At 40.5% G+C, this 23,917-nt stretch carries 26 protein-coding genes; 6 read left to right on the top strand and 20 right to left on the bottom strand.

Annotated features, from left to right (window positions below):
* Nucleotides 1-11: 11 nt before the first annotated feature.
* Nucleotides 12-1,178 carry an IS256 family transposase gene (locus HED61_RS03925; RefSeq protein ID WP_021150677.1) on the top strand — a complete coding sequence of 389 codons (1,167 nt, stop codon included), beginning with the start codon at nucleotides 12-14 and terminating at the stop codon, nucleotides 1,176-1,178.
* 116 nt (nucleotides 1,179-1,294) lie between these two features.
* Here HED61_RS03925 and HED61_RS03920 read toward each other — a convergent pair whose 3' ends face one another.
* From HED61_RS03920 to HED61_RS03905, 4 genes are all read right to left on the bottom strand, one after another.
* Nucleotides 1,295-2,485, bottom strand: coding sequence for an IS256-like element ISLgar5 family transposase (locus tag HED61_RS03920; protein WP_155853221.1), 1,191 nt, complete (start codon nucleotides 2,483-2,485; stop codon nucleotides 1,295-1,297).
* Between the two features lie 409 nt (nucleotides 2,486-2,894).
* Nucleotides 2,895-3,461: a hypothetical protein gene (locus HED61_RS03915; RefSeq protein ID WP_021150679.1), complete on the bottom strand. Its 567-nt coding sequence runs from the start codon at nucleotides 3,459-3,461 to the stop codon at nucleotides 2,895-2,897.
* A gap of 575 nt (nucleotides 3,462-4,036) precedes the next feature.
* Nucleotides 4,037-4,174: a hypothetical protein gene (locus tag HED61_RS03910; protein ID WP_021150680.1), complete on the bottom strand. Its 138-nt coding sequence runs from the start codon at nucleotides 4,172-4,174 to the stop codon at nucleotides 4,037-4,039.
* Nucleotides 4,175-4,423: 249 nt separating this feature from the next.
* Entirely contained in the window at nucleotides 4,424-4,756 is a 333-nt protein-coding gene (locus tag HED61_RS03905; RefSeq protein ID WP_005469925.1) for a hypothetical protein, read from the bottom strand.
* Nucleotides 4,757-4,927: 171 nt separating this feature from the next.
* Here HED61_RS03905 and HED61_RS03900 point away from each other — a divergent pair, with 171 nt between their 5' ends.
* Both HED61_RS03900 and HED61_RS03895 read left to right on the top strand, forming a co-directional pair.
* On the top strand, nucleotides 4,928-5,260 hold the full coding sequence (locus HED61_RS03900) for a helix-turn-helix domain-containing protein (protein ID WP_021150681.1): 333 nt from the start codon (nucleotides 4,928-4,930) through the stop codon (nucleotides 5,258-5,260).
* A gap of 5 nt (nucleotides 5,261-5,265) precedes the next feature.
* Complete coding sequence (locus HED61_RS03895) at nucleotides 5,266-5,730, top strand: ImmA/IrrE family metallo-endopeptidase (protein WP_003129307.1); 465 nt, start codon at nucleotides 5,266-5,268, stop codon at nucleotides 5,728-5,730.
* A gap of 221 nt (nucleotides 5,731-5,951) precedes the next feature.
* Here HED61_RS03895 and HED61_RS03890 read toward each other — a convergent pair whose 3' ends face one another.
* The 5 genes from HED61_RS03890 to HED61_RS03870 form a co-directional block, all read right to left on the bottom strand.
* Nucleotides 5,952-6,758 (bottom strand): metallophosphoesterase family protein, encoded by an 807-nt coding sequence (locus tag HED61_RS03890; protein ID WP_003129306.1) that lies wholly within the window; start codon nucleotides 6,756-6,758, stop codon nucleotides 5,952-5,954.
* Between the two features lie 3 nt (nucleotides 6,759-6,761).
* Nucleotides 6,762-7,544, bottom strand: a complete 783-nt coding sequence (gene phnE, locus HED61_RS03885) for a phosphonate ABC transporter, permease protein PhnE (protein WP_003129305.1) — start codon at nucleotides 7,542-7,544, stop codon at nucleotides 6,762-6,764.
* Entirely contained in the window at nucleotides 7,541-8,320 is a 780-nt protein-coding gene (gene phnE, locus HED61_RS03880) for a phosphonate ABC transporter, permease protein PhnE (RefSeq protein WP_005469909.1), read from the bottom strand. Before phnE (HED61_RS03880) ends, phnE (HED61_RS03885) begins: the two co-directional genes overlap by 4 nt.
* Nucleotides 8,292-9,083: a phosphonate ABC transporter ATP-binding protein gene (gene phnC, locus HED61_RS03875; protein ID WP_003129303.1), complete on the bottom strand. Its 792-nt coding sequence runs from the start codon at nucleotides 9,081-9,083 to the stop codon at nucleotides 8,292-8,294. Before phnC ends, phnE (HED61_RS03880) begins: the two co-directional genes overlap by 29 nt.
* 173 nt (nucleotides 9,084-9,256) lie before the next feature.
* Nucleotides 9,257-10,180 carry a phosphate/phosphite/phosphonate ABC transporter substrate-binding protein gene (locus HED61_RS03870; protein ID WP_003129302.1) on the bottom strand — a complete coding sequence of 308 codons (924 nt, stop codon included), beginning with the start codon at nucleotides 10,178-10,180 and terminating at the stop codon, nucleotides 9,257-9,259.
* A 193-nt stretch (nucleotides 10,181-10,373) separates the two neighbouring features.
* Between HED61_RS03870 and HED61_RS03865 the strand changes: the two genes are divergently transcribed.
* Nucleotides 10,374-11,045, top strand: a complete 672-nt coding sequence (locus tag HED61_RS03865; RefSeq protein ID WP_003129300.1) for a cyclic nucleotide-binding domain-containing protein — start codon at nucleotides 10,374-10,376, stop codon at nucleotides 11,043-11,045.
* 203 nt (nucleotides 11,046-11,248) lie between these two features.
* On the opposite strand, the gene HED61_RS03860 is transcribed toward HED61_RS03865, so the two are convergent.
* Nucleotides 11,249-11,833, bottom strand: a complete 585-nt coding sequence (locus HED61_RS03860; RefSeq protein WP_005469905.1) for a TetR/AcrR family transcriptional regulator — start codon at nucleotides 11,831-11,833, stop codon at nucleotides 11,249-11,251.
* 115 nt (nucleotides 11,834-11,948) lie between these two features.
* Between HED61_RS03860 and HED61_RS03855 the strand changes: the two genes are divergently transcribed.
* Together HED61_RS03855 and HED61_RS03850 are read left to right on the top strand one after the other, a co-directional pair.
* Nucleotides 11,949-13,040 (top strand): ABC transporter permease, encoded by a 1,092-nt coding sequence (locus tag HED61_RS03855; RefSeq protein ID WP_086268942.1) that lies wholly within the window; start codon nucleotides 11,949-11,951, stop codon nucleotides 13,038-13,040.
* Nucleotide 13,041: 1 nt separating this feature from the next.
* A complete protein-coding gene (locus tag HED61_RS03850) occupies nucleotides 13,042-13,749 on the top strand; it encodes an ABC transporter ATP-binding protein (protein WP_003129297.1) in 708 nt (235 codons plus the stop codon).
* Nucleotides 13,750-13,846: 97 nt separating this feature from the next.
* Here HED61_RS03850 and HED61_RS03845 read toward each other — a convergent pair whose 3' ends face one another.
* The 10 genes from HED61_RS03845 to HED61_RS03800 form a co-directional block, all read right to left on the bottom strand.
* Nucleotides 13,847-15,712, bottom strand: a complete 1,866-nt coding sequence (locus HED61_RS03845) for a beta-glucoside-specific PTS transporter subunit IIABC (RefSeq protein WP_134874669.1) — start codon at nucleotides 15,710-15,712, stop codon at nucleotides 13,847-13,849.
* 137 nt (nucleotides 15,713-15,849) lie between these two features.
* A complete protein-coding gene (gene licT, locus HED61_RS03840) occupies nucleotides 15,850-16,689 on the bottom strand; it encodes a BglG family transcription antiterminator LicT (RefSeq protein WP_003129295.1) in 840 nt (279 codons plus the stop codon).
* A 281-nt stretch (nucleotides 16,690-16,970) separates the two neighbouring features.
* Nucleotides 16,971-17,867: an EamA family transporter RarD gene (rarD, locus tag HED61_RS03835; protein WP_021150690.1), complete on the bottom strand. Its 897-nt coding sequence runs from the start codon at nucleotides 17,865-17,867 to the stop codon at nucleotides 16,971-16,973.
* 242 nt (nucleotides 17,868-18,109) lie between these two features.
* Complete coding sequence (locus HED61_RS03830) at nucleotides 18,110-18,916, bottom strand: MurR/RpiR family transcriptional regulator (RefSeq protein WP_003129292.1); 807 nt, start codon at nucleotides 18,914-18,916, stop codon at nucleotides 18,110-18,112.
* 61 nt (nucleotides 18,917-18,977) lie between these two features.
* Nucleotides 18,978-19,859, bottom strand: coding sequence for an N-acetylglucosamine kinase (locus HED61_RS03825; RefSeq protein WP_142435007.1), 882 nt, complete (start codon nucleotides 19,857-19,859; stop codon nucleotides 18,978-18,980).
* A gap of 281 nt (nucleotides 19,860-20,140) precedes the next feature.
* Nucleotides 20,141-20,497, bottom strand: a complete 357-nt coding sequence (locus HED61_RS03820) for a PTS lactose/cellobiose transporter subunit IIA (RefSeq protein ID WP_021150693.1) — start codon at nucleotides 20,495-20,497, stop codon at nucleotides 20,141-20,143.
* A 2-nt stretch (nucleotides 20,498-20,499) separates the two neighbouring features.
* Nucleotides 20,500-20,772 (bottom strand): hypothetical protein, encoded by a 273-nt coding sequence (locus HED61_RS03815; protein ID WP_219645635.1) that lies wholly within the window; start codon nucleotides 20,770-20,772, stop codon nucleotides 20,500-20,502.
* On the bottom strand, nucleotides 20,769-22,031 hold the full coding sequence (locus HED61_RS03810) for a PTS sugar transporter subunit IIC (protein ID WP_003129288.1): 1,263 nt from the start codon (nucleotides 22,029-22,031) through the stop codon (nucleotides 20,769-20,771). Before HED61_RS03810 ends, HED61_RS03815 begins: the two co-directional genes overlap by 4 nt.
* Nucleotides 22,032-22,047: 16 nt before the next feature.
* Complete coding sequence (locus HED61_RS03805; protein WP_003129287.1) at nucleotides 22,048-22,356, bottom strand: PTS sugar transporter subunit IIB; 309 nt, start codon at nucleotides 22,354-22,356, stop codon at nucleotides 22,048-22,050.
* Between the two features lie 5 nt (nucleotides 22,357-22,361).
* Nucleotides 22,362-23,798, bottom strand: a complete 1,437-nt coding sequence (locus tag HED61_RS03800) for a glycoside hydrolase family 1 protein (RefSeq protein ID WP_003129286.1) — start codon at nucleotides 23,796-23,798, stop codon at nucleotides 22,362-22,364.
* Nucleotides 23,799-23,917: the final 119 nt, after the last annotated feature.

The raw sequence follows: 23,917 nt of genomic DNA, 5'->3' as shown, positions 1-23,917 counted from the left end.
GAGGCAATCATATGACCCAAGTACATTTTACATTGGAAACAGAAGATATTCAAAGTTTAATTGACCAGTCGGTCAAAGATAATGCGGCTAAACAAATTTTACAAACTGTATTTAATCAGTTGATGGACGAGCAGCGAACAGATTATATTCAAGCCACAAACTATGAACGATCAGACGATCGAAGAAGCCAACGCAACGGCTATTATGAAAGAGAATTAACGACTCGTATTGGCTCTCTTGAGTTGAAAGTTCCCCGAACACGCGACGGTGAATTTGCACCGACTGTATTTGAGCGGTATCAACGCAATGAGAAGGCTTTGTTAGCCTCTATGTTAGAGATGTATATTTCTGGTGTCTCTACACGTAAAGTCTCTCAAATCGTTGAAGAACTATGCAGTAAATCAGTCTCTAAATCCTTTGTCTCCAGTTTAACTGCCCAGTTAGACCCTATGGTCTCTGAATGGCAAAATCGTTCTTTATCAGACAGGTCTTTCCCTTATGTTATGACAGATGTTATCTACATCAAAATCAGAGAGAATCATCGTGTCGTATCTAAAAGCTGCCATATAGCGATTGGCATATCAGAAGATGGAGAGCGTGAGATTATTGGCTTTATGATTCAAGATGAAGAAAGTGACGAAACTTGGTCTCTCTTCTTCGACTACCTCAAAACCAGAGGGTTAAGTGAAGTGGAAATGGTCATTTCCGATGCCCACAAAGGCTTAGTCAAAGCCATCAAGAAGTCATTTACAAACGCTTCATGGCAACGATGCCAGGTTCACTTTATGCGTAATATCCTCAATTGTATCCCTAAGAAAGATTCAAAACCTTTCAGAGAAGAAGTCAAAGCACTCTTCAAATTTACGGATATTGAAACGGCTCGCAAGGCTAAAAATACTATAGTAAGTGCCTATAGCGAACAATCAAAATACCATAAAGCCTGTGAAAAACTAGATGAAGGATTCGAAGATGCCTTTCAATACGCCGTTGTCGGTAAAGGTCAATCGAGATTAAAAAGCACGAATCTTCTTGAACGGTTAAATGAAGAAGTCAGACGCAGAGAAAAAGTTATCCGAATCTTTCCGAATCACGCCTCTGCCAATCGTTTAATCGGTGCAGTTCTTATTGACCGTCACGAAGACTGGCTAAGCTCTACCAGAAAATATATTCAATTTTAACCTATAGGTTAAAGCTTTAAAACAGTGTACTGTATTTTACACAATTTTATGGACTTGACTAAATTGGGAGCGTCAATAATTTTGTGTAAATGATTCTTCCCTACTGCAGATTGTTTCTAATTCTCAATCAGTTGGCTTAGCATTTGTTCAAGTTCGCCTTCGGCCTGTTGAAAGCCTTTATGACTGCGACCTAGGAATTTTTGGTTGTAAGTATCAAAAGACGAGACTAAGAAACGTTCCATCGACTCTTCGTTTTGGAACTGTTCCTTGCGGTGGCTGTATTTCTTGATTTGCTTATTAAAGGATTCAATCAAGTTCGTAGAATAAATACTCTTGCGTATGGCCAAGGGGAAATCATAGAAAGTGAGCAAGTGATCGTTCGAAAGAATCGATTCCACCATTTTTGGATAGCTGGTTTTCCATTTTTCCGCAAAAGCACCACGTGCTTCCAACGCCACCTCTTTAGATGAGGCTTGATACACCATTTTAAAATCATCACAGACTTCCTTACGATCATCGACACGCACTTTGTGACTGATATTACGGGAAACGTGTACACAACAATGTTGAAAACGAGCTTTGGGATAGAACCGACTAATCGCTCCTACCATCCCCTTTAAGCCATCCGTGATGAACAGGAGGACATTTTTCAAACCGCGCTCTTGAAGGTCCAATAAAATTTCCTCCCAAATCGTGATGGATTCAGTCGGTGCAATCGCATAGCTCAATACTTCCTTTGATCCGTCCGGGCGAATGCCAACTGCGATATGAATAGCTTCCTTGGCGACGGTTTTCCGCTTTAACGGAATATACGTTGCGTCCATATAAATAGCAGCATAACGGTCATGAAGCTCCCGCCCTTTAAACGCCGTTACCTCTTCTGTAAATGATTTTGTTATATTGGACATGGTTTGGGGCGTGTAGTAATGCCCATACATTTTCTCAATCAAGTCTGCGATTTCCGACATGGTAATACCTTTTCGGAAGAGGTGAATGACGGTCTCCTCTAACGTGTCATTCGTCCGTCTATAAGCAGGAACAGTCTGTTGCTTGAACTCACCATTGCGGTCGCGCGGAATCTGGAGATGAAGTTCCCCATACTCGGTCTTGACCGTACGGTCATAGGAGCCGTTACGAGAATTACCCGTGTTAAAACCAATGCGATCATACTTTTCGTAATCTAGGAAAGCCGTTAACTCCGTTTTGAGAAGCGTATTGACTGCTTTCTCCAAATGGACACGGAATAATTCATTCAAATCGCCTTTGTTCGCTAGAGTCTTTAGAATTTCTGTAGTAAAATCGTTCATAGGGAAGTCCTCTCTTCTGTGAATGTGTTGTGGTAGCTCTATTCTACAGAAGGGACTTCCTTTTTTCTATTTACACAAAATATTTTACACTCTCTTCAGTCTGCATGGAAATCAAGTTATTATTGGGAATTCCAGCTTAATCTATAGTAAGCAATATATTCTTATTATTCATTTTGAAATTTTGCAGCAGAGTCTTACATTTTTTTGTCATTTTTTTTCCACATTTTTAATATTAGCGATGCTATTTTATCATTAAGTACTATCAAAAATAGGACTGTAACAATAATCATCGTATCGTGATTTGGAAAATACCTAAATCCTAATAATAAAAATAGTAGTGCTATGAATGTTATTACATAAGCTATCTTTCTTTTTCTATCTACCGTCACTTCATTCACCTTCGATCCTACTAGCTATCCTGTGTCCATATAGCAGTTGGAACTAAGAGATGGGCTTTATTCCTCGAAAATCTTATAATTACTCCTTTGTTGAGATCCACACTTCCTGCTTTATCTATCAAGAACGCTGCCGCAGTCGATGCGAAAACACCTGCAATTGGGGAAAATAAACTTGATAGAGCCCCAACTCCTAGAGCTAACGCTGCTTTTGAATACGAACTATCTAAATATAGGTACTTCAAGTCATTGCTCATTACAATCATTTTATTTACGCCTCTACGTAGCATGACTGATCTGGTATTCATTTCAATTTCTTCCTTGGTCCAAATATCTTCTGGATCATAACCTTTCTCAATTGCTAAATTCATTAGGTCTTGGAAAGTTATACTGGTGATTTCTGCTATAACCTCATCTGAAAGATATTCTAGTGGTACACCATACGTTCCTTCTTCATCTACATACTCATTTTCATTTGTATTGGTGTTAACTTCTGATGCAATTGCTACAGTATTCCCAATAGTTCCAACACCTAAAATTATCGCAGCACACACACAAATCGCTTTAATCTTATTCAGCATTTTCATCTACCTCGTTTTAATTAATTACTTTTACAATATTACAATACACAATTATACACGACTAAACAATGTATAAAATTGTTCTTTCGGTGTTTGTCCACTTCATCCAACACAATAATAGAAAATAGTTAGTAAGAGAATAATAATTAGTATTCATCAAAAACTGAAGAAAGATTACCCTTTTCGATTTTTCCTTATTCTGAAAGCGTGCTATCACTGAATCCAATTATTGCTTCAACTTCTTTATACGATTTACCGAAAATAATTTATCCATAAACAGACCACTTTTTTGGCGTACTGGTTGCTCTCGAGCAGCCTTCTTTGTAATCTTGTAATTCCGATTATTCTTTCTTTTAAAGGATACAAGCGTATTTACATCGAGCTTAAATAATCGAAAAAAGTATTTCTTTTCTCTATAAGTTCCTTCATTAGAATCATCTTACAAATCTAAAGACATCTGTTCAAAAGCGTGTGGCTTTCATTTTATTGCCTTAACGTTATAATTTATTTGCGAAATACGATAATTGGTACAAGTTACAACACAAAGGGCCGACCTACTGCGAATAGGTCGGCCCTTATTTTGTGCTGGAAGCAACGGCTAGCGACTGTCCTAGAAGCAGCTTACTTTTGATGATTGTATTCTTAGAAATAAGTTCTAGTACCAGTCCTATAAAGATTGACGCCATAATCAATGCAATAATTTGGTCAATCAAGAAAAAACACCCCTGAACTCATCCATCCCATAGTAAAGACTGCAACGTGCTCCTCGTTTATGGATAGCTTTTCCTCATAATCATTTACTTTACTACTGTTTCAGAATATCTTTAACCAGTTACTAGTTTACTTCTCTTTATTAGTGAAGTGGGCTAGTTCTGCATATTCTTAGTAAAATGCTTTCCTCTCCTTCACTTTATCCCCTGTCTTTCCTAGGAACGAGTCCAAGCCTCTCTCATCTATATCATTCATCCCTTTTGCTGATTCTGAACAGCTGTCTCTTTCAGTTGGCGGTTCTCTGCGGCTAAACGCTCCTGCTCACTACGGGCTTTTGCTAGTTCTGCCTGATAGATAATGATCTCTTCTTGGTGGGCTCTCCGAGCGGCACTTACGCTAGCTTCCAGCTCATCCACTTTTGTTTCTAGTTCGAGATTGAGCTTTTCATACTTTTCATATAAGATCTTGGCATTTTCTATATTGGTCTGCTCTAAGTTTGCTTTGCTCGACACCCGAGTAGCAAAGTAGGTTAGAACACCGGTAATCAAGGAAGGTAAAACGACTGCGGCAACTGTTGTATCCATAGATAACCCCTCTCTCATTCTCTTTTTGATACAAAATGTATCAACTAATTGGAGTATATTCGATACGATTCATATCGTCAACTAAAAAGATACATTGCATATCTTTATTCAATCAAATTAGATACACTTCGTATCTAATTGTGGTATACTGATCGAAAAGGGGGGATCACCATGCTTGGTGAACGATTAAAAGCACTGCGGATAGGAATGAATCAAACGCAGCAACAGATTGCTAACCATCTAGGAATCACCCGGGCCGCCTATTCGCATTTTGAAAATGATCGAAACGAGCCTGATGGTGAAACGATCGTGAAATTAGCTGAATTATTCCATGTCTCCACAGACTATTTGTTAGGACGACATGCCATAGACAACTTCACCCAACCTTCTAAGCGGGTGCAAACAGTTGCTGCCCATATTGATGAAAATGTAACCGATGAACAAATGGAAGACATTCTGAATTATATCGACTTTATAAAACAGCGGCATGCCCAAAAGGATTGATGTATATGGATAAAGTTGAAGAACTAATGGCTGCATACCCAGATCTGCATTTTATTTTTGATAAAAATATGCCAGAAGGTCAACAAGGCTTATATATCGATGATCATATTTATCTGAATCCAAAACAATCGAAAGCAGACTTGTTAGGGACCATGGGTGAAGAAATCGGACACTATTTAACAAGTGCAGGAGACATCACTGCACAAGATACCAATGAAAAGCGTAAACAGGAACGTAAGGCACGTGACATTGGTGCAGCAATCGTTGTCACACCTTACGATATCATCGCCTGCTTTGAAGAGGGCTGCAAAACGTTACTAGAATGCGCCTCTTTTTTAGGGGTAACGACGCGAACGCTCAAAGATGCGGTCTGTTACTATGCCCGACGCTTTGACGGAATCAAGACAGACAATCAGTATACGTTGCTGTTTCAATTAGATGGAACCATTGAGGTGATCAAAACCTTTTAGTTACTAGCTGTGAGCGTTGGGCAATATTTGGATCAGTGAAGACACTTCTTGATACGATTCTACAGCTTTACTATTTCTTAAATAACAAAAAACGGCACTGTGCCGTCACGTTCATAAACAGAGCGCTCATTAAAAGCTTTACGGTACATTCGCTACTCATCAGTGGCGCGCGGATGTACCGTTGATTTCTGATTATTTCGATTGATGCACAAGGCCGTTTTCTATTCTTGGGTCATATCTACAACTTTCAGCAGTCGATTTGGCAAATAATTCTCAGAAGTTTGATGAATCAATTTACCGGATTCAAAACGATACAAATTATAGCCATATCGTTCTTCGAAGCGCACGATGCCTTGACCTTCATCTTCTCCCACAAAAGACATACTGGCGACAGTATAGTAAGGAATCCCTTGGATCTCACCGGTAAAGGAATGATGCGTGTGACCATTGAGGATACAGCGAATGTTATAGGAGGACAGCAAGTCCAACAAACGATCCGTACCGGGCCACACCGGTGTCGTACTTTGATGTGCCAGTAAATGATGATGGGTCACTAAGACGATCGGCAGATTTTTTAATTCCGCTAACGTCTGTTGCAGCCAGTGGAATTGTTGTTCATCGACAACGCCATCAGAAGCTCCATAGCGGGAATTATCAAAGGCAACAATCGCCATATCTGAATAACATTTTACTTGATTATATGGCGACTCGGAGGCCGCTGTACCGCACCAGCCTATGTGGAAATTGCTTTTGATGTCATGATTGCCTAAAGTAACGATTATTTCGACATCGCCTAGCAGCCTATGCAGTTGTTCTTTCAAGTAACGATAGTCTTCCACGTCTCCATCCTCCGTCAAATCCCCACTGATAACGACTAGGTCAATCGTTGCTCGTTGCTGGGCATGGCGAAGACATTCTGTTAATGGAATCAATGGATTCTGCATGGCCGCCAACATGCCTTGATAACCCTCTTGGCAGTCTGGGTATTGTCTGCGAAAATGTATATCTGATATATGCAATAAATTCATCTTTTATCTCAATTTCTTTCTTATGATTCCTGTTATTTGGTCTAAAGCAAAGACGGTGATCACTACACCGATCAAAATAATACTAACTTTACTCCACGTACGTGTTTGGATCGCAAAAATCAATGGTGCACCGATTCCGCCTGCACCAACTAAGCCTAGTGTTGCCGCACTACGCACAGCGATCTCAAAATGATTCAACGCAAAGGAACTATAGATCGGCATCAAATAAGGGACACGTACAAAAAACATTGTTTGCCAGAAATTTGCACCCACCGCCTGCATCTCTTCGGTCAGCCGTTCATCCATCGCTTCCATCTCTTCCGTAAACAACTTGCCTAACATTCCGATTTGATGGACACCGATTGCCATCACACCGGCAAAAGGTCCTGGACCAACGACTTTAACAAAAATGATCGCATAGACCAGTTCTGGAAACGCCCGCAAGACGTTGCAAATAAATTTACCGATTTTAGCGACCCAAGGAGTTGCTGACCAGAGATTGGCCGCACTCAGCAATGTGATGGGAATGGCTAAAACCGTGGCGATCATGGTTCCCAAGCAAGCGATGCCGATCGTTAATAACAGCAGACTAAATAAATCTTCCCCGCTGCCGTCATAGAAAAATGACCAGTCTGGCTGACTCAGTCCTTTCAACACATCTCTGCCCATTGCCAGTGAAAAAGTGCTTAATCCCGAATAGTCTAAGTCCATTGCAGACAACAGGAACAGGACTACGAATAGTCCCCATAGGAGCCACGTTTTTTTACTCACTTCACGAATCATCATAGAAAGGACCTCCTTACTCGTTCACTTAATTGGTCAACGATGGCCACAGTGACTAAAATCGTCAAAATAATGATGGAAACTCGTTCATATTTCAGCAATGCCAAAGACGAATTCAAAATGACGCCGATCCCCCCAGCCCCTACATAACCTAGGACTGTCGAAGCACGAACATTGACCTCAAATGCATAAAAGGTATAGCTGGCAAACTGACTGATGACTTGAGGAGCTACTGACCAGACTGCAATCTGCAATTTGCTGGCCCCGACCGCCGCCGCAGCTTCGATCGGACCAAAATCGATTGTTTCAATTGCTTGGAACATCAACTGAGAGACCATCCCAAATGTAAAGACAGCAATCGTCAGGACCCCTGTTGCTTCTCCAATCCCAAAGATAGCAACAAACAATGCAGCCAATAATAGGTTAGGAATCGTCCGAATCAAGCCCAATAAAAAGCGAAAGATCGTCGAAAGCCAGCGATTTTCAGTAATGACTGTCGTAGCCAAGAAACTGACCGGGATCGCTAGACAGACACCGATGACCGTTCCAACTAAAGACATTTCCAATGTTTTAAGCATTGGCGAGACTAATTTCGGTAAATAGCTAAAATCCGGATGCAAGAAACGTGCAAAGAATGCCGTTACTTGGTTGGAATTTGACCAGACTTGCGCAAAGTCAGCCCCTGTGATCCATGCACTGCTTTGAAAGCAAAGAATTAAGAAGAGCAAGATCAGCAGGTTCTTGTACCACTTAAAGTGAACGGTCTCTTTCAATTTCATGGGTTTCTCCTGCCTTTTCTTCAAAAATCGCCTTGCCATAAATCTGTTCCAGCCGTTCATCTGTCAATGCTTCCGGCACACCATCAAAAACAACCGTTCCCGCTTTCAAAGCAATGACTCGTGTGGAGTAAGACCGTGCTAGCGGAACAGAGTGGAGGTTGACGATCACCGTTTTTTTCATTTCTTGATTGATTTTTTTCAAGTCCTGCATGACTTTCTCTGTCGTGATCGGGTCTAATGAAGCTACTGGCTCATCTGCTAGAATAATCGGTGCTTGCTGAACAAGCGCTCTTGCTATTGAGACCCTTTGCTGCTGACCGCCACTCAACTGATCGCTGCGGGTCTGCAGCTTATCCAACAGACCAACCGTGGCTAGTGCTTCTTTTGTTCGTTGATAGTCTTCTTTTGTAAATAATCCTAAAATACTTTTCCAAGTTGAATAATACCCTAAACGTCCAGATAGGACGTTCTTTTGAACGGTACTGCGTTTGACTAAATTGAAACTTTGAGAGATCAATCCGATTTGACGACGGATCAATCGTAATTCTTTCTTGCTTGCCTTAGTGATCGAGGTCTCATTAATGCGGATATCCCCTTCAGTGATCGGCACTAAACGATTGATCGAGCGCAATAAGGTGCTTTTCCCTGCCCCACTCAGACCGATGATTGAGACAAATTCTCCCTCTTCGATCGTCAAATTAATGTTTTGTAGTCCTTTGACCCCGTTTGGGTATACTTTGGACACATTTTCGAAAATTATCATACTTCTTCCCCATCTTTATAAGCATTGTGACACGGATCATACCAAAAGAATGAGAGACGAAGGGATACTTTGGTGGGATCGCTCTCGTTTTCACTATATCAGCCGCCCTCGCAAAAAGATCTGCACCCTTCGTCCAATCATTTTTCTGTTATTCCTTGTCGCAGCCCATTGTTTTACTCGGCTGCTTTTTCGGTATATTCACGGATCGTATCATAAGCAGAATCAGCTGCTTCTTCATATCCTTGATGTCCCCACAATGACATCGCTTCTGCGCCTTCTTCGTCATCTTTCATGTTCAAGAAAACATCTTTGATTTCTTTTTTCAAGGCATCGTCCATTTTTGGTTGGACCGCAATAGCATCGTTAGGAATATCCCCTTCGGTCAGATAAAGTACTTTGAGCTCTTTAAACAAATCATTGTCTGCAAAGCTAGAAGCAAAGACATTTCGCGCACCTTCGAAAACAAACGCAGCATCCATTTGACCATTCAAGACTGCTGTGATCTCACTTGGAATATCATTGACTGTTGTCAAAGTCGCTTCGGTGGTAGGATCTACTCCGGCATCTTTCATTTCAGCAACTGGATAGATGTACCCACTAGCTGAGTTAGGACTTAAAGTAGCGATCTTCTTGCCTTTCAAATCAGTCAATTCATTCAATCCGCTGTCTGCACGAACTAAGATCTCCCCTTTGAAAGTGTTTGTCAATTGACCTTCTAACGGCAACCCCGTTTCTTGATCATAATCCCCTAATTGCGAAGTCAAAATGGCTTCAGCAGCGTCCATATCTTTTGCTTGGACATAGGCAGCTGGCGGCATGATCCCAATATCTACTTGACCAGAAGCCATTGCTTCAACGATCGTTGAGTAATCCGTAGCCAAGGTCACATCCACCTGACGATCTAGCTTCTTTGATAAATATTCAGCGAAAGGTTTTGCTTTTGCTTCCATCGTCCCATCGTTGTTGGTCGGTACGAACTGCACCACTAATTTTTCTTTTGCTGCATCCTCTTGTTTTGAATTGCCACTGGCACAGCCAGTTAAAGCAACAGCCAACATAACTCCCATGATCCCTTTAGCAACCTGTTTGAAACGCATGTTTATTCCTCCTGTGAATGTTTTCTACTACGTGTAAATCATACCAAATAACTTCAGATTAAGAAGTGACACATGTCCTATTTTACCTTATTTTTACATACATTTTACATATAATATTAATTATCGTTCGTGTTGAGGCGTTGTTGATTCTAGGCTATAATAAAGAAAAACCTCCAAGGAGTGGTCCTTCTCCATGAAAAAGATCCATGATGCGCAACAGTTGTCTGCTTATATCGACACCTTTTCTTTGCAAAATTATTTAGATGCGGCGTTATCTGACATGGCGGTATTACACTCTTTCGACAAAGATGAGCACTTGATCCAGACAGGGACCGTATCCGATTATCTCTACTTCCTTGTGGAAGGAACCGTGATGGTCTACTCGTACCCTTCTGATACCCAAAATATCTTTATCGATTATGCCAAACCCGCCACTCTTTTAGGCGAAGCGTCCTCTTTATGGGAATTATTGCCAAAAAGCAGTGTAAAGGCCGTGACACCTTGTATCTGCGTGTGCATTTCTTTGAATCGCTATCGTTCTGTTTTACAACAGGATGTTCGGTTTTTGCAGAACATTTGCCAACTCCTCAGCTCACGGCTCAATTCAGGGATCAACTTAGCCAATTCCCTCACTGAGCCAGTAGAAACTCGTTTAGCAAAATTCATTTTGCTTCATGAAGAAAAAGGGGTGTTTACGCATCAGTTGACGACTTGTGCTGCTGTCTTGAATGTTAGCTATCGTCATCTCTTACGAACGATCACAAATTTCCGTGAGAACCGCATTTTAGAAAAGCAAAAAAGCAAGTATGTGATCCGTGACCGCTCTGCTTTAGAAGTTCTTGCTGAAAATCTCAGTCATTCCTGAAGATTCTAAGGATCTACGTATGGAGAACCTTCTGTGTGGAACCGCAATTGCCAAAGTCTATTTCTTTAAGTTGTGATTCAATGTCTTCTTTCTAACTACAGATACTGACCTAAGCTATCTCCTCTAAAGTTGCCTTGACAGATAGCATGTTAGTCATTTCAATAAAACAGCCCTTCAGAAAACCATCATTCTGAAGGGCTGTTTTATTGAATGCCTTGCTTTAACCATTTGACTTTAAATGCAAAATCCGTCAACAGTTCATTGCTTGTCCATTGATTGGCGTAAGCATCTGTTAAGCTGTCAATGACCAGTTTCATCGAGAAATAGAGAAAACTATCGGCCTCTTTTTGACTTTCGATCCGAAATTTATTTGCTGTTAATACTTTTTTCCAAGCTGCCGCGCCATGAGGATCCTCACTGCGATATGAAAACAAATAACTATTCTGGATCAATAGCTGCAATTCTTTGTATTCCTCACTATCTTTGCCATATTCTAACGCTTCAACTAAAAAAAGCTCCAATCCTTTGAAAAAATCCTGCTGATGTTTCCCAATTTTTCTTAGGATACGGCCATGAACTTTGTTTGCTGAGTCATGGATCAAGTAATCATAAGCATCATTCAAATCTTCAAAATACTTATAAAAAATTCCCCGAGACATCTGCAGTGCTTCAACGATCTCACTGACTTTCACCTGGCTAATCGGTTTGTCAGAAAAAATCTTCAGCAAAACGTTTCGCACAACTATTTTTTTCTCAGGAGGAAGATTATTAAAAGTCGCCTTAGGCATAAGCCGCAGTCCTTTCTTTGAATTCGTTGCTTTATTATAGCATAGATGGCCGAAATTAATTCGGTGACAAAATGTCACCGTTGAGGTATGATGGATTTCGAAAGGGGAAATCATTATGTATTTAGCTTGGAAAGAAATCCGCTATGCCAAATTACGGTATAGCTTGATCATTGGCATCATGGTATTAGTTGCCTATGTCGTATTTATGCTTTCTGGATTGGCCAATGGTCTGTCAGATGGTCACAAGAAAGCAGTCGCCGACTGGGGCGCTCAGACGATCGTACTATCCGAAGATAGTAATAAGGTCGCTAGTGCTTCCATTCTGACTCGCGGGGATTTATCCCGCGTGGAAGCAAAAGAAAAAGCCGCAGTTGGTCTGGCTTCTTCTGCAATCTCCCATAAAGGAAAAACCGAAAAGACCAATATCTCCGTCTTTGGTGCTGAGGCCGATCAATTCGTTGTCCCAAAAGTGATCGACGGCCGAAACTATCGCTCTGCAAATGAAGTGATCGTTTCAGAAAACCTTCTGCCAGAGGGGTTTGCCTTAGGGGATCACATTCAATTAGGCGGCGACGATCAAGTCTTTACGATCGTGGGCGTCACGAAAGCAACGACTTACAGCGTGGTCCCCGTGCTTTATCTCAACCTAGATGCCTATGCTCAGCTTAAATATGGTAATCAAGAGTTTGATCAAAGCAACGGCCCTATTTCATTGATCGCTACTAAAGAGCCGAAATCTGACGTCAAACTCATCCAATCAAAGGATCAAACAAAACTAACGGCATTGACTTTTGATGATTTTGTTGAGAACTTGCCTGGTTATTCTGCCGAAAAATTGACGTTGAATGCAATGGTTTACTTTCTATTTGTAGTGGTAGCAGCAATTGTCGGGATTTTCCTCTATGTGATGACATTGCAAAAAACAGCCCTCTTTGGTGTATTGAAAGCACAGGGAGTTTCTACCGGCTATCTCGTTCGTTCCATCGTGGGACAGTCATTGATCGTAAGTATTGCTGGCGTTTTGATTGCTTTTGTTCTCAGCTATTTGACTAGTCTAGTATTGCCAGCTGCGATGCCGTTTACAGTCAATTTACTGCAGTGGTGTCTTTATGGCATGGTTCTGATTTTTGTCTCGATCATCGGTGGTTTATTCTCCATTCGAACAGTCACAAAAGTCGACCCGATTACAGCGATTGGAGGCGAATAAGATGGCACAAACAGTCTTATCTATGGAACACATTACAAAAACATTTGGTTCTGGCCATACCGCAGTTACTGCTCTAAAAGGAATCGATTTTTCAGTGACAGCCGGTGAATTCGTCAGCATCATTGGACCTTCTGGATCTGGCAAAAGTACGTTCTTAACGATTGCCGGCGGACTACAACGCCCCTCAGAAGGTAAAATCATCATTGGTCAGCAAGACTTTACTGATTTACCTGACAAAAAACGATCTGCTGCCCGTTTCAAAGAAATCGGCTTTATTCTGCAAAGTTCAAACCTCGTTCCTTTTTTGAAAGTCAGTGAACAGTTTGAGTTTGTAAACAAGCTGAACAAAGACAACCAAAAAGAAGCAGCGTCTCTTTTACGTTCCCTCGATATTTGGGAGCTCAGAAATAAATTCCCTAAAGAACTCTCAGGAGGCGAACGTCAACGAGTAGCAATCGCACGCGCATTGTTCAATGATCCTTCACTGATTTTGGCAGACGAACCGACGGCCAGCTTAGATTCGGAACACGCTTTTGATGTTGTCAAATTATTGGCTAAAGAAGCGCATGAAAAACAAAAGGCGATCATCATGGTAACCCATGATCCAAGAATGACCCAATGGAGCGATCGGGTCTATCGCATGCAAGATGGACTTTTAGTCGAAGAATCCATCAACCCGCACACTTCATCAAAAACTTCAGAAGAATAATTAAAAAAGCTATCCAAACATAGGGACTCGCGACTGCGATGTTCCTTCCGTTGGATAGCTATTTCTATTACAATTCACTGATTAAGACGCACCAGGTTTATTTGACGATCGCTAAGAAATCTTCCCCTTGCAAGACGTCTTCTTGATTCATATCCAACACATCTAAATAGTTCGGCGTATTCGTAACAACAATTGGCGTAACGGTTGAATACCCGGCTTCTTTGATTAGGGAAAGATCAAATTTGACTAATAGATCACCTTTTTTCACTTGATCCTCTTGTTTGACAAAAATCTCAAATCCTTTGCCCTCAAGCTCAACAGTATCCATTCCAATATGCATCAAGATCTCTACCCCATCTGTCGTTGTCAAACCAATCGCATGTCCTGTTGGAAATAGCGTAGTAATCGTCCCGTCAGCAGGCGCGACTAATGTACCGTTTGCTGGATCGATGGCAATCCCTTTGCCCATTGCTCCAGATGAAAAGACTTGGTCTTTCACTTCATTCAGTGGAACAACTCTACCAGCCAATGGACTGCTTAATACGACCCGCTCATTGGTAGTGGATGGTGCAGGTACTTTTGATTTTTCTGTATCTGTATCTGCGGGATTCGGTTGATCTTCAAAGCGCAAAACAAAAGTTAAGACAAAAGCTGCGCCAAAAGCAACGGCCGTTCCAATCGCAGCGGCAATCAAACCACTCATATCTTGTGTGTCTTGAGGGATAAAGGATGGTAAGCTCAAGAGACTGACTAAACCAAAAGTATAGTTCTTAACTTGACTGAAACCGACGATTGCACCACCGATCGCACCACTAATACATGCAGCAATAAACGGTTTTTTCAATGGCAACGTTACTCCATATACAGTTGGTTCCGTGATACCAAACAATGACGTGATCGTTGATGAAAGAGCCAATCCTTTCAGCTTGACGTTTTTGGTGATAAAGAAGACGGCTAGTGCTGCTCCACCTTGTGCCAATACAGCTGGCAATAGCATCGGCACCATTGTATCAAAACCAAATTGTGTCAAGTTCACCATCGCAATCGGTACAAAGCCCCAATGCATTCCAAACATCACAAATACTTGCCATAATCCCCCCATGATTGCTCCAGCAAGAATTGGGCTGAGATTATAGATTGCATCATAGCCGCTGCCTAACAAGTTCCCAACGATCGTTCCCAATGGACCCACAACGATAAATGTCACTGGTGCCATGATCAAGAAGACAGCTAATGGCACACAGATGATCTGTAGGAAACTAGGAATCACCTTTTTAAAGAAACGTTCCACATAGCTTTGTAAAAAGACGGCCAAAATGATCGGAATGACCGAGGAGGTATAGGCGCTGGCCCCAATGATTACTGGAATACCTACAAAACTCAATGTTTGTCCTGCTAATTCTGTGATACTTGGGTGAACAAGTGCCATGGCCAAAGAAACAGCTAGAAATTCATTGGTTTTAAATTTTTTCGCTGCTGTAAACGCCAACATCACAGGTAAGTAAGTAAAGAGCCCATCAGCAATGGCATACCAAACCGTGTAGACGCCAGAATCGGCCGCCAGCCAATTCATCGTCACTGCTAATGTCAGAAATCCTTTGAGAACCCCGGCCCCAGCCATTGCGCCTAAAAATGGGGTAAAGATCGATGAGATGATATCGATCAATTGATTCAGCGGATTTCCTTTTTCAGCAGATTTTTCTGATTCGCCATCAAAATTGGCGACCCCTGTTAGTTCGCGATAGACATCACTGACATGGCTGCCGATGACGACTTGATATTGTCCGCCACTTTGTACGACTTGGATCACGTCATCGTCTTGATTCAACCGATTTGTATCCGCTTTTTCTTCATCTTTTAGTTTGAAACGCAAGCGCGTCGCACAATGGACCACACTGTTGACATTTTCTTTGCCGCCGACCGCATCCAGGACGCGGACTGCTATTTCTTTGTTTGTACTCATTTCCAAACACTCCTTTTTTAATAAAATAAAAAACCCAGATTGAAAAAACGCGGTTAACAAGCGCAAACTTGCTAACTGCTGTCTTTTCAATCTGGGTCTTGCCTGCTGTACAGTAACAATCCGTTAATGATTGAATGTTAATTTGGTTCGTTGACAACGCGTTCAATATGGATCGTCAAGTAGATCATTTCTGACTCGCCGATTGGCTTGCCATACGTTTTGATCAGATATTCGTTGATCCGCTGGACTGTCTGAAAGGCTTTCGGGTATTTTGCCTGAATCAGTTCAAACAGGAATTCGTCCTTCTCGCCTGAAAGGTCATCACTTAAATACCGTTGAGCGAAATAGTGAAGATGAGTCGTGATCCGTTGATAATTCAAGGAATCAGGATTAAAGACTTTGCCATAGAAACGACTGATGATCGCTAACACATCACGAACGATCTCAACGGCTTGCATCGTCGTCTCCATTGTTCCATTGGCTTGCTCACTATTGACAATGTGAAAGGCGATAAATCCTTTCTCCGCTTCGGGAAGCGAAACACCAAAGTTCTTTTCAAAGCGTTCGACCGCTTTAGCAGCGATAGCGTACTCCTTAGGATAAAATTTTCGAGTCTCAAACAATAGTGGATTCGGTATTTCGATTCCTTCTCGAGCCCGCATCAAAGCATAGTGAATATGATCCGTCAGCGTTAAGTAAATATTCGGTGAAAGTTCGACTCCCAACACTTGCTCTGCTTCGTCGACCACTTGCTTGACTGCTTCGACCTCTTCTGCAGGAATATCCGCAAATAATTGTTGAAATTGATTTGCGGTGAAAGAGTCCTTCAAAACAAATTCTTTCTCCACAAATGCGTCGTCGATCACATCGCCGATTTTTTTCTTAAATGCGATGCCGCGTCCCATATAGATGACTTCTTCGCCGGCATCATTGGTGGAGACCACGACATTATTATTCAATATTTTTCCAATAACCATCGTTTTCCCTCATTCCAAAATAAAAAAACCTAGAATTTCCCCATAAATCTGCGGTCAATTCTGGTTTTGCCTGCCGAACAGTAACAATCCGATGTAACTGAAAAAATAATAGCACATCCTTTTTGAGATTGCAACCCTTTTCACGCAAGATTCTTTCTCCAAAAAAATTAGCGGTTCTAATGGACAAGCTAGATAGTTGTTTTATTTTTCAGAATCTTGTTCACTCACAACAACTCCGTTAAGACAATTCATTTCCAAAAATGGTCTTAACGGAGTTGTTGTCAGTTGTTGCTTAGGTCTCGCCGGCGTTTCCATACTGCACCTAAAGTGCCATACGTGAATACTGCGATACCTAACCAAATAAATCCAAACGCGGTGAACTGCGCCAAAGAATAAGATTCGTGAAACAAGAAAACAGCTAGTAATAGCATGATCGTCGGATTTACATACTGGATAAAGCCTAATGTGATGTAAGAAACGCTTTTCGTTGCTTCCGCAAACAGCAGCAATGGGATGGCAGTCACGACGCCGGCACCAATAAGTAAAAGATTGGTAGATAATGGATAAGCCATCAATCCAACAGAAGAAAAACCTAAAATATAAATCAATGCCGCCGGCAAAATAACAAAGGTTTCAACTGTTAATCCCGTTGCAGAACTGATTGGTATGTGTTTTTTGATGAGACCATACGTGCTGAATGAAAAAGCCATGATCAGTGAAGCATAAGGGATCGCACCAGTTTGCACCGAAAGCATGATCACTCCGACAGCTGCCAAACCACAAGCAATCATCCCCGACCGACTCAACCGTTCTTTCAAAAAAACAGTTGCCAACAAAACATTGACCAATGGATTGATGTAATAACCTAAGCTAGCTTCCATAACATGGCCGGCACTGACAGTAAATATAAAAGTAAACCAATTGATTGAAATCAAGATCGCCGCCAAAATAATCATTCCTGCAAACTTTTTATTTTGCCAGATCCGCTTCAATTCAGAGACAAACTGTTGCCATCTGCCGCTAAGTCCGATAAAGCCAAGCATAAAGACAAATGACCAAATAATACGGTAGCACATGATCGCCAATGGCGAGACACCAGTGATCAGTTTCCAATAGAGGGTGATCAGCCCCCACAGCACATACGCTGTGATTCCCAACACGGTTCCTTTATTTTTCATTTTCCTAGTCGCTTTTTACCTTGTCAACGTACCAATAGTCCAAGAAAAAAACTTCCCTCCTCAAATATATGTTATCTTATTATAACGAAAATAAAGTTTTTTCCTAGTATTTCATGAAAAAAACAAAAAAAGTCCCAACCGATAGCTTTCAAAATTTGAAAAATCGGTGGGATTTTTGAGAAACAACGTTTAATCATTTGTTGCTTATACTCTATTGGTTACTAACTTCATAGCAGACGACCTTATTTTTCTTTTACCGATAAGCGGCGCATATAAAAATAGAAAAGCAAATCAATCGTAACAATTTGCAAAATGATCGAATGAGTGGCCCCACTTCCGTAATGACCATTCTTGATATCTTCTGTCCGTGCTGTATGAATAGGTGTATCTACTTTTTTAGTCAGCTGGTTCTGCCCTAATTGAGACATTCCTAAGGTCGGCATACCAAGGCTTTTCGCTATTTCTACTAATGATAAAACATCGCGGTTTTTCCCTGAATGGGAGATTCCCCAAAACAAACTGTCTGCGCCATCATTTTTCATTTGTTGTGTCAGAAGATACCGATCTTTATCAAAAATCACTGTTTTTCCAATCCGAGTCCATTTTTGACGAATATCCTCTGCTGCTAGAACGGAAGTTCCTACACCATAAACATAGATTCGTTTAGCATGAAACATTTTGTCTACTACTTGTTGCACGGTTTGTTCATCTAATATAGGATCCGTTGCGTCAATAATCATCTTATTGTTTCTAAGAATCTTATTTTTAGCCGTTTGAAACGAATCATCATTTTGAATATCGCTATATTCATTATAGATTCGATTTTCAATATCTTTGGTTAAGGCTAACTTAAAGTCAGAAAATTTACTGAATCCCAATTTTTTAGAAAATCGAATGACCGCTGCTGGACTTGTATTCGAATGAACGGCTAACACATTAGATGTCATAGTAGGTATTTCATCAAGATTTTCGACAATATAATCTGCTAACTTCAAATCCGTAGTCGAAAGTTCATTTTTGATACTTTCAATAGTTGTTACTACACTCATTTCTGTCCCCCTCTACTGCATAGTTGCTTCAGCAATTAGTTACTTCTATTTTACATTAAATTCATGTCGAACTGAGAAGTTTACGATAAAAATAAAAGGCACCTTTTGTATTTGGTGAATCACTTAAAACCACTTCCGTAATTTGATCTTGGAGACGAGCAACAACCGATTCTCGAATAAAGTGATTTTTTTCTAGCACTGAACCTGCTAAAGCTAACTTCACTTGGGTTTGGTTCATTCTGTTTAGTAACAAACGAATCATTTCGATCAATTCGTCAGCAGTTTCTTGTAATAGTTGATGAGTGATGGGGTCGTTTAAATGCGCCTTCGAAAAAAACAATGATTTTTGTGCAACCTCAGCCTTGTTCATCTGATAAAGTTCACTAATTGCTTTAGCTGGATCGTTCATATCTAAAAAAGATAGAAAGTCTTGGGAGAATCTAGACAAAGGTGAACCATGGTCCATTTCTTGTGCAATATGGCGATAGCATTTCAATGCTAGAGCATAGGCACTTCCTTCATCCCCTACTAAATGTCCCCAGCCCCCTACTCGATAGAAGTTTCTGTCAACAGATCCATAGGGGACTGATCCGGTCCCAGAAATAATCAAAGCGCCATCCGATCCTTCAAGTTTATTGATTAACCCTAAGTGAGCATCAGAAATCACTTTGGTTTTTTGAAACTGCTGCAGCTCATGTTGAACAAGATGATGTAACCCACTCGTCTCTATACCTGCAATTCCAGCTAAAACGCCGAGGCAATCGCCTGATTGATGTTCTAAAACAGACTGGATCCCTTGTCTCAAAACTGCTAATGTACGATTTGTATCTACCACAATATTTCCAGCTGACAGGTGCAAATCAAAGAGTGCTCTTCCCTTTTTGTCATAGGTAGTAAATTGGGTCTTTGTCCCCCCAGCATCAATTCCTAGTACATAATTCATTTCTTTTCCTCCTAAAAAACTGCAATAGAAACGTTCCGACAACCTAGTGAGTAGCTGATCAGTGATAAAAAACAACTATCAGCATGCGAACAGTATTCGAAGATAATGGATCATTCTATCTCCTTTAGTACTGCTTGCTAAGAAGAGAGGATTTCCCCAATAGGTTTTGGCTTATTCATTAAATCCTTATCAAACCATTGCTTTATGAACAGCTTTATTCAGCAGTTTACGAGTCACTGTATCATTTGTCGAGGATCGTTTCTATCACAGCTTAATGGATGTTAGTTCTGATTGAATTGATTCAATTGCTGTTGCATTTTAATCAGTCGTTCAATCAATGCTTGCTCGCTCATTGTTGTCATTAACTGGTCTTGCGCATGAATCAACAAAAGACTGATCTGCCCTTGACCTTTTAGATCATCTTGAATCAATTTCGTCTGCAAATTATGAGCAATGGTCATCTCTGCTTCTGCCTGTTGCATACACATTACCGATTGCTCATGATTGTCTGCTTCTGCTGCATCCAACGCTTCAAAAAGCATTCCTCGCGCATTGCCACTATGAACGATTAATTCAAAAATCACTGCTTCGATATTTTCCATGATATCACCTACTTCATTTAAAATCATTTTTTTCATGGTTAGAACTGATAAATAAACAACTCGCAAATAAGGAACATTGCTGCAAAGGTTACAATCGAAAAATAAGCATATCGTTTTATGGTAAATTTTTCTTTTCGGTCAACATATAACGCAATCGCTGGAAAGATAAGACTGATAGAAACCAATTTCCCTATAAATAAAAACGTCTCAGACTGTACGTATGAATTGATTGCAATCAACAGGATGTTCACGCTAAAAACAGTTCCTAAATAAAATAATGCACCTTTGAACTGCATTCTTGTTTTTCTCATGCTTCGCCTTCCATTTCTTGCATTAATTGTTTATTGTCATAAATCTTGAAGAAGGGATAATAAACGACCGTAGCGATCAATATGTTAACAATGACCAATAGAATAGCTCGCCAATCTCCTCCGGTAGCCAAATACGCGCCGATTGGTGCCGGTAAAGTCCATGGTGGCTGCACAAACATCAAGTGCACCCAACCAGCTTTAAATACCAGCCAAGTAACCGTTGTCATCAAAATCGGTGCTAACACAAAAGGAACAAAGAATATCGGATTTAGCATGATTGGAAATCCAAAAATCACTGGCTCATTGATATTGAAGATGCTTGGAATCAGACAAGCTCGACTAATGGACTTGGTATACTTGGCTTTTCCAAAAAGAATCGCGCAAATAATCAAGCCAATTGTCGCGCCAGATCCTCCAATCCAAATGAACCATTGAAAGAATGTTTCTGGAGCAATATGGGTAGGGGTTTGATGGTTTGCAACTTTTTCGGCATTCTCAGTAAAAAATTGAAGCCAAATCGGACGTGCCACTGAGCCAACGATCGAGTCACCATGAATCCCAAAAAGCCAGAAAAAAGTAACCAAGAAAACTGGAACTAGGACCCCTAAGAAAGTGTCTCCTGCTTTTACTAAAGGTGAAAAAAGAGTTTGGATCACTTGTTCAATATTCACTTTAAAGACAACATTAATCGTTCCAATCACTATGATAATAATTGCTGCTGGAATTACGGCCTCAAAGGAGCGTGCGACAGAGCTAGGAACTTGTTCCGGCATTTTAAACATAATCTTTTTGGTTTTACAAAATCGTAAAACTTCAACCGCAAAAATGGCTAAAACCATACACGGGAAAATCCCCACTGATCCGAGTGATTCCATTGGCAACATCAATCCTTGATCGAACTGTACCGGCATAATACTTAATAGAAAAGCTGCCACCGATAATTGTGCTCCGGTCAAAGGATCTAACTGATAACTTTTCGCTAAATTGTATCCGATTCCAAAACAAATATACAGAGACATAATCCAAAATGTCATCCGATAGGGAATTAGAATTTCCGTAATGTGATCTGTTGCCCATTGGTGAATTGCCCAGTTTTCTGGAACAGGTGGAAAAGCAATGATCAGAAAGAAACTACCAACAATAATAAACGGAATCGCCGAAACAACCCCATCACGAAGCGCTCGAAGATGTCGTTGCTCAGAGATCTTCGACATTGGTAACGCAACCTTGTCCTCTAGCATTTCAAAGAAATGATTCATTTTTATCCTCCTTTTCTCAACTCAAACTTTCAATAATTTTCAAGAGATTCTTGCCACCTAACGGACTGTAATCTGTGGGTTTGATCAATTCAATAGGAATATGTGCTTCATCTGCGGACTGTTTAAACAAGCTAAAGCGATGCTTTACTTGTGGGGCTACAAAAATAATGTCCCAATCTTTTTCTTGGATAACTGAATCCGCCTCACCACTTCCTACTGCAGAACTTGTTAGAGCAATTCCTTTTTTTTCGGCTTCTTTGTCTAGCGCTTTTTCTACAATTGCACTAGACATCCCACCAGAACAGATAAATAGAACTTTTTTCATTTGATTTACTCTCCCTTCTTATTCTTTTCAATAAAAGAACGATACCAATAAAAGCTATCTTTCTTGTATCTACGATAATCTCCATTCCCCTCATTATCAGCATCAACATAAATGACACCATAGCGTTTATCCATCTCACAGCTGCCTGCGGATACAATATCAATGATCCCCCAAGCAATATACGCAATAACGTTGACCTGATCGATATCTCTAGCTTTAACTATTTCAGCAAAGTGCTCTTTGAAATAATCAATTCTGTAGGAATCATGAATTGTGCCATCTGCCTCGAGTTGATCTTTCGCACCGAAGCCATTTTCAGCGATTATAACTGGTTTTCTATAGCGGTCATAAACTTTATTTAATGTTGTTCGCATACCGATAGGATCAATTTGCCATCCCCAATCACTTGCTTTTAAGTAAGGATTTTTCGTTGTAACTACTAAATTCCCTGCAGTTTTTTCTGCTTCCTCGGTCGTTACCACACTGGAAGAATAATAAGAAAAAGAAACAAAGTCGCAAGTATATTCCTTCAGAATCTGGCGATCTTCTGCGGTTATATCTAGATCAACAGAATTTTTCTCAAAAAAAGAATGCATATAATAGGGGTATTCCCCTTGCATAAGCACATCACTGCAAAACCACTGATTAATCTGTTCCTCTTTCACTAATTTCAAATTATCTTCTGGTTTTGGTGTCAACGGATAATAGCAGAAACACGACACCATGGAACCAAAGATTCCAGGAATATCCATTTTTCGTGCCAGCTGAATCGTTTTTGCATTTGCAACAAATTGATAATGTAGTGCTTGAAATACATCTTGATAGATATAGTCACCATTGCTTGGTTTGATTAATCCTGTACCGTTATAGGGACTAAAAAAGCCGGCATTAATTTCATTAAATGGCAACCAAAAATCCACTTGATTTCCCCATCGAGACAAAACAAACTCTGCAAAAGAGAGGTAATGGTCAATCATTTCACGATTCTTCCACCCACCGATGCTTTCCACCAAATAAAGTGGCACCGCATAATGATTCATTGTCAAAAAAATTTTGATTCCTTTCTTCTTTAATTCCCGAAAAATCGAATCATAATATGCCACACCTTGTTCATTTGGTTGCTCTTCATTCCCCAGTGGAAATAATCGTGACCAGCTAATCGAGAAACGATATAAATCAATCCCTAACTCGCTTAGCAGCTGTAGATCTTCCTCCCAGTTTTCGTATCCTTTCGTCCCTTTTCTAAACGGATAAAATTGGGTAGTTTCTGATTCTTTTGCTTCATTGATCACCTCTTGAGTCAACAATCGCGTTTGGATTGTTGCATTATTACTTCGAGGAAGATAGGGACGGCAATCTTGTGTATCTATCCCTTTCCCATCCTTATATCCACCTTCATATTGACTAGCTGCGGTTGCACCGCCCCAGTAAAACGTTCTCAATAGTATTCACTGCCTTTCTCTTTGTGACAGCTTCATTATAGACCTTCTGATTATTTTTTTCAATATTTTATTAAATATTTTGATTATTTTTTTCAAAAAGAGATTTTTCATATGAAAGA

The organism is Enterococcus gallinarum (genome assembly GCF_021496385.1).
Lineage (GTDB): Bacteria > Bacillota > Bacilli > Lactobacillales > Enterococcaceae > Enterococcus_D > Enterococcus_D gallinarum.
This window is presented reverse-complemented; position numbering and strand designations above follow the sequence as displayed.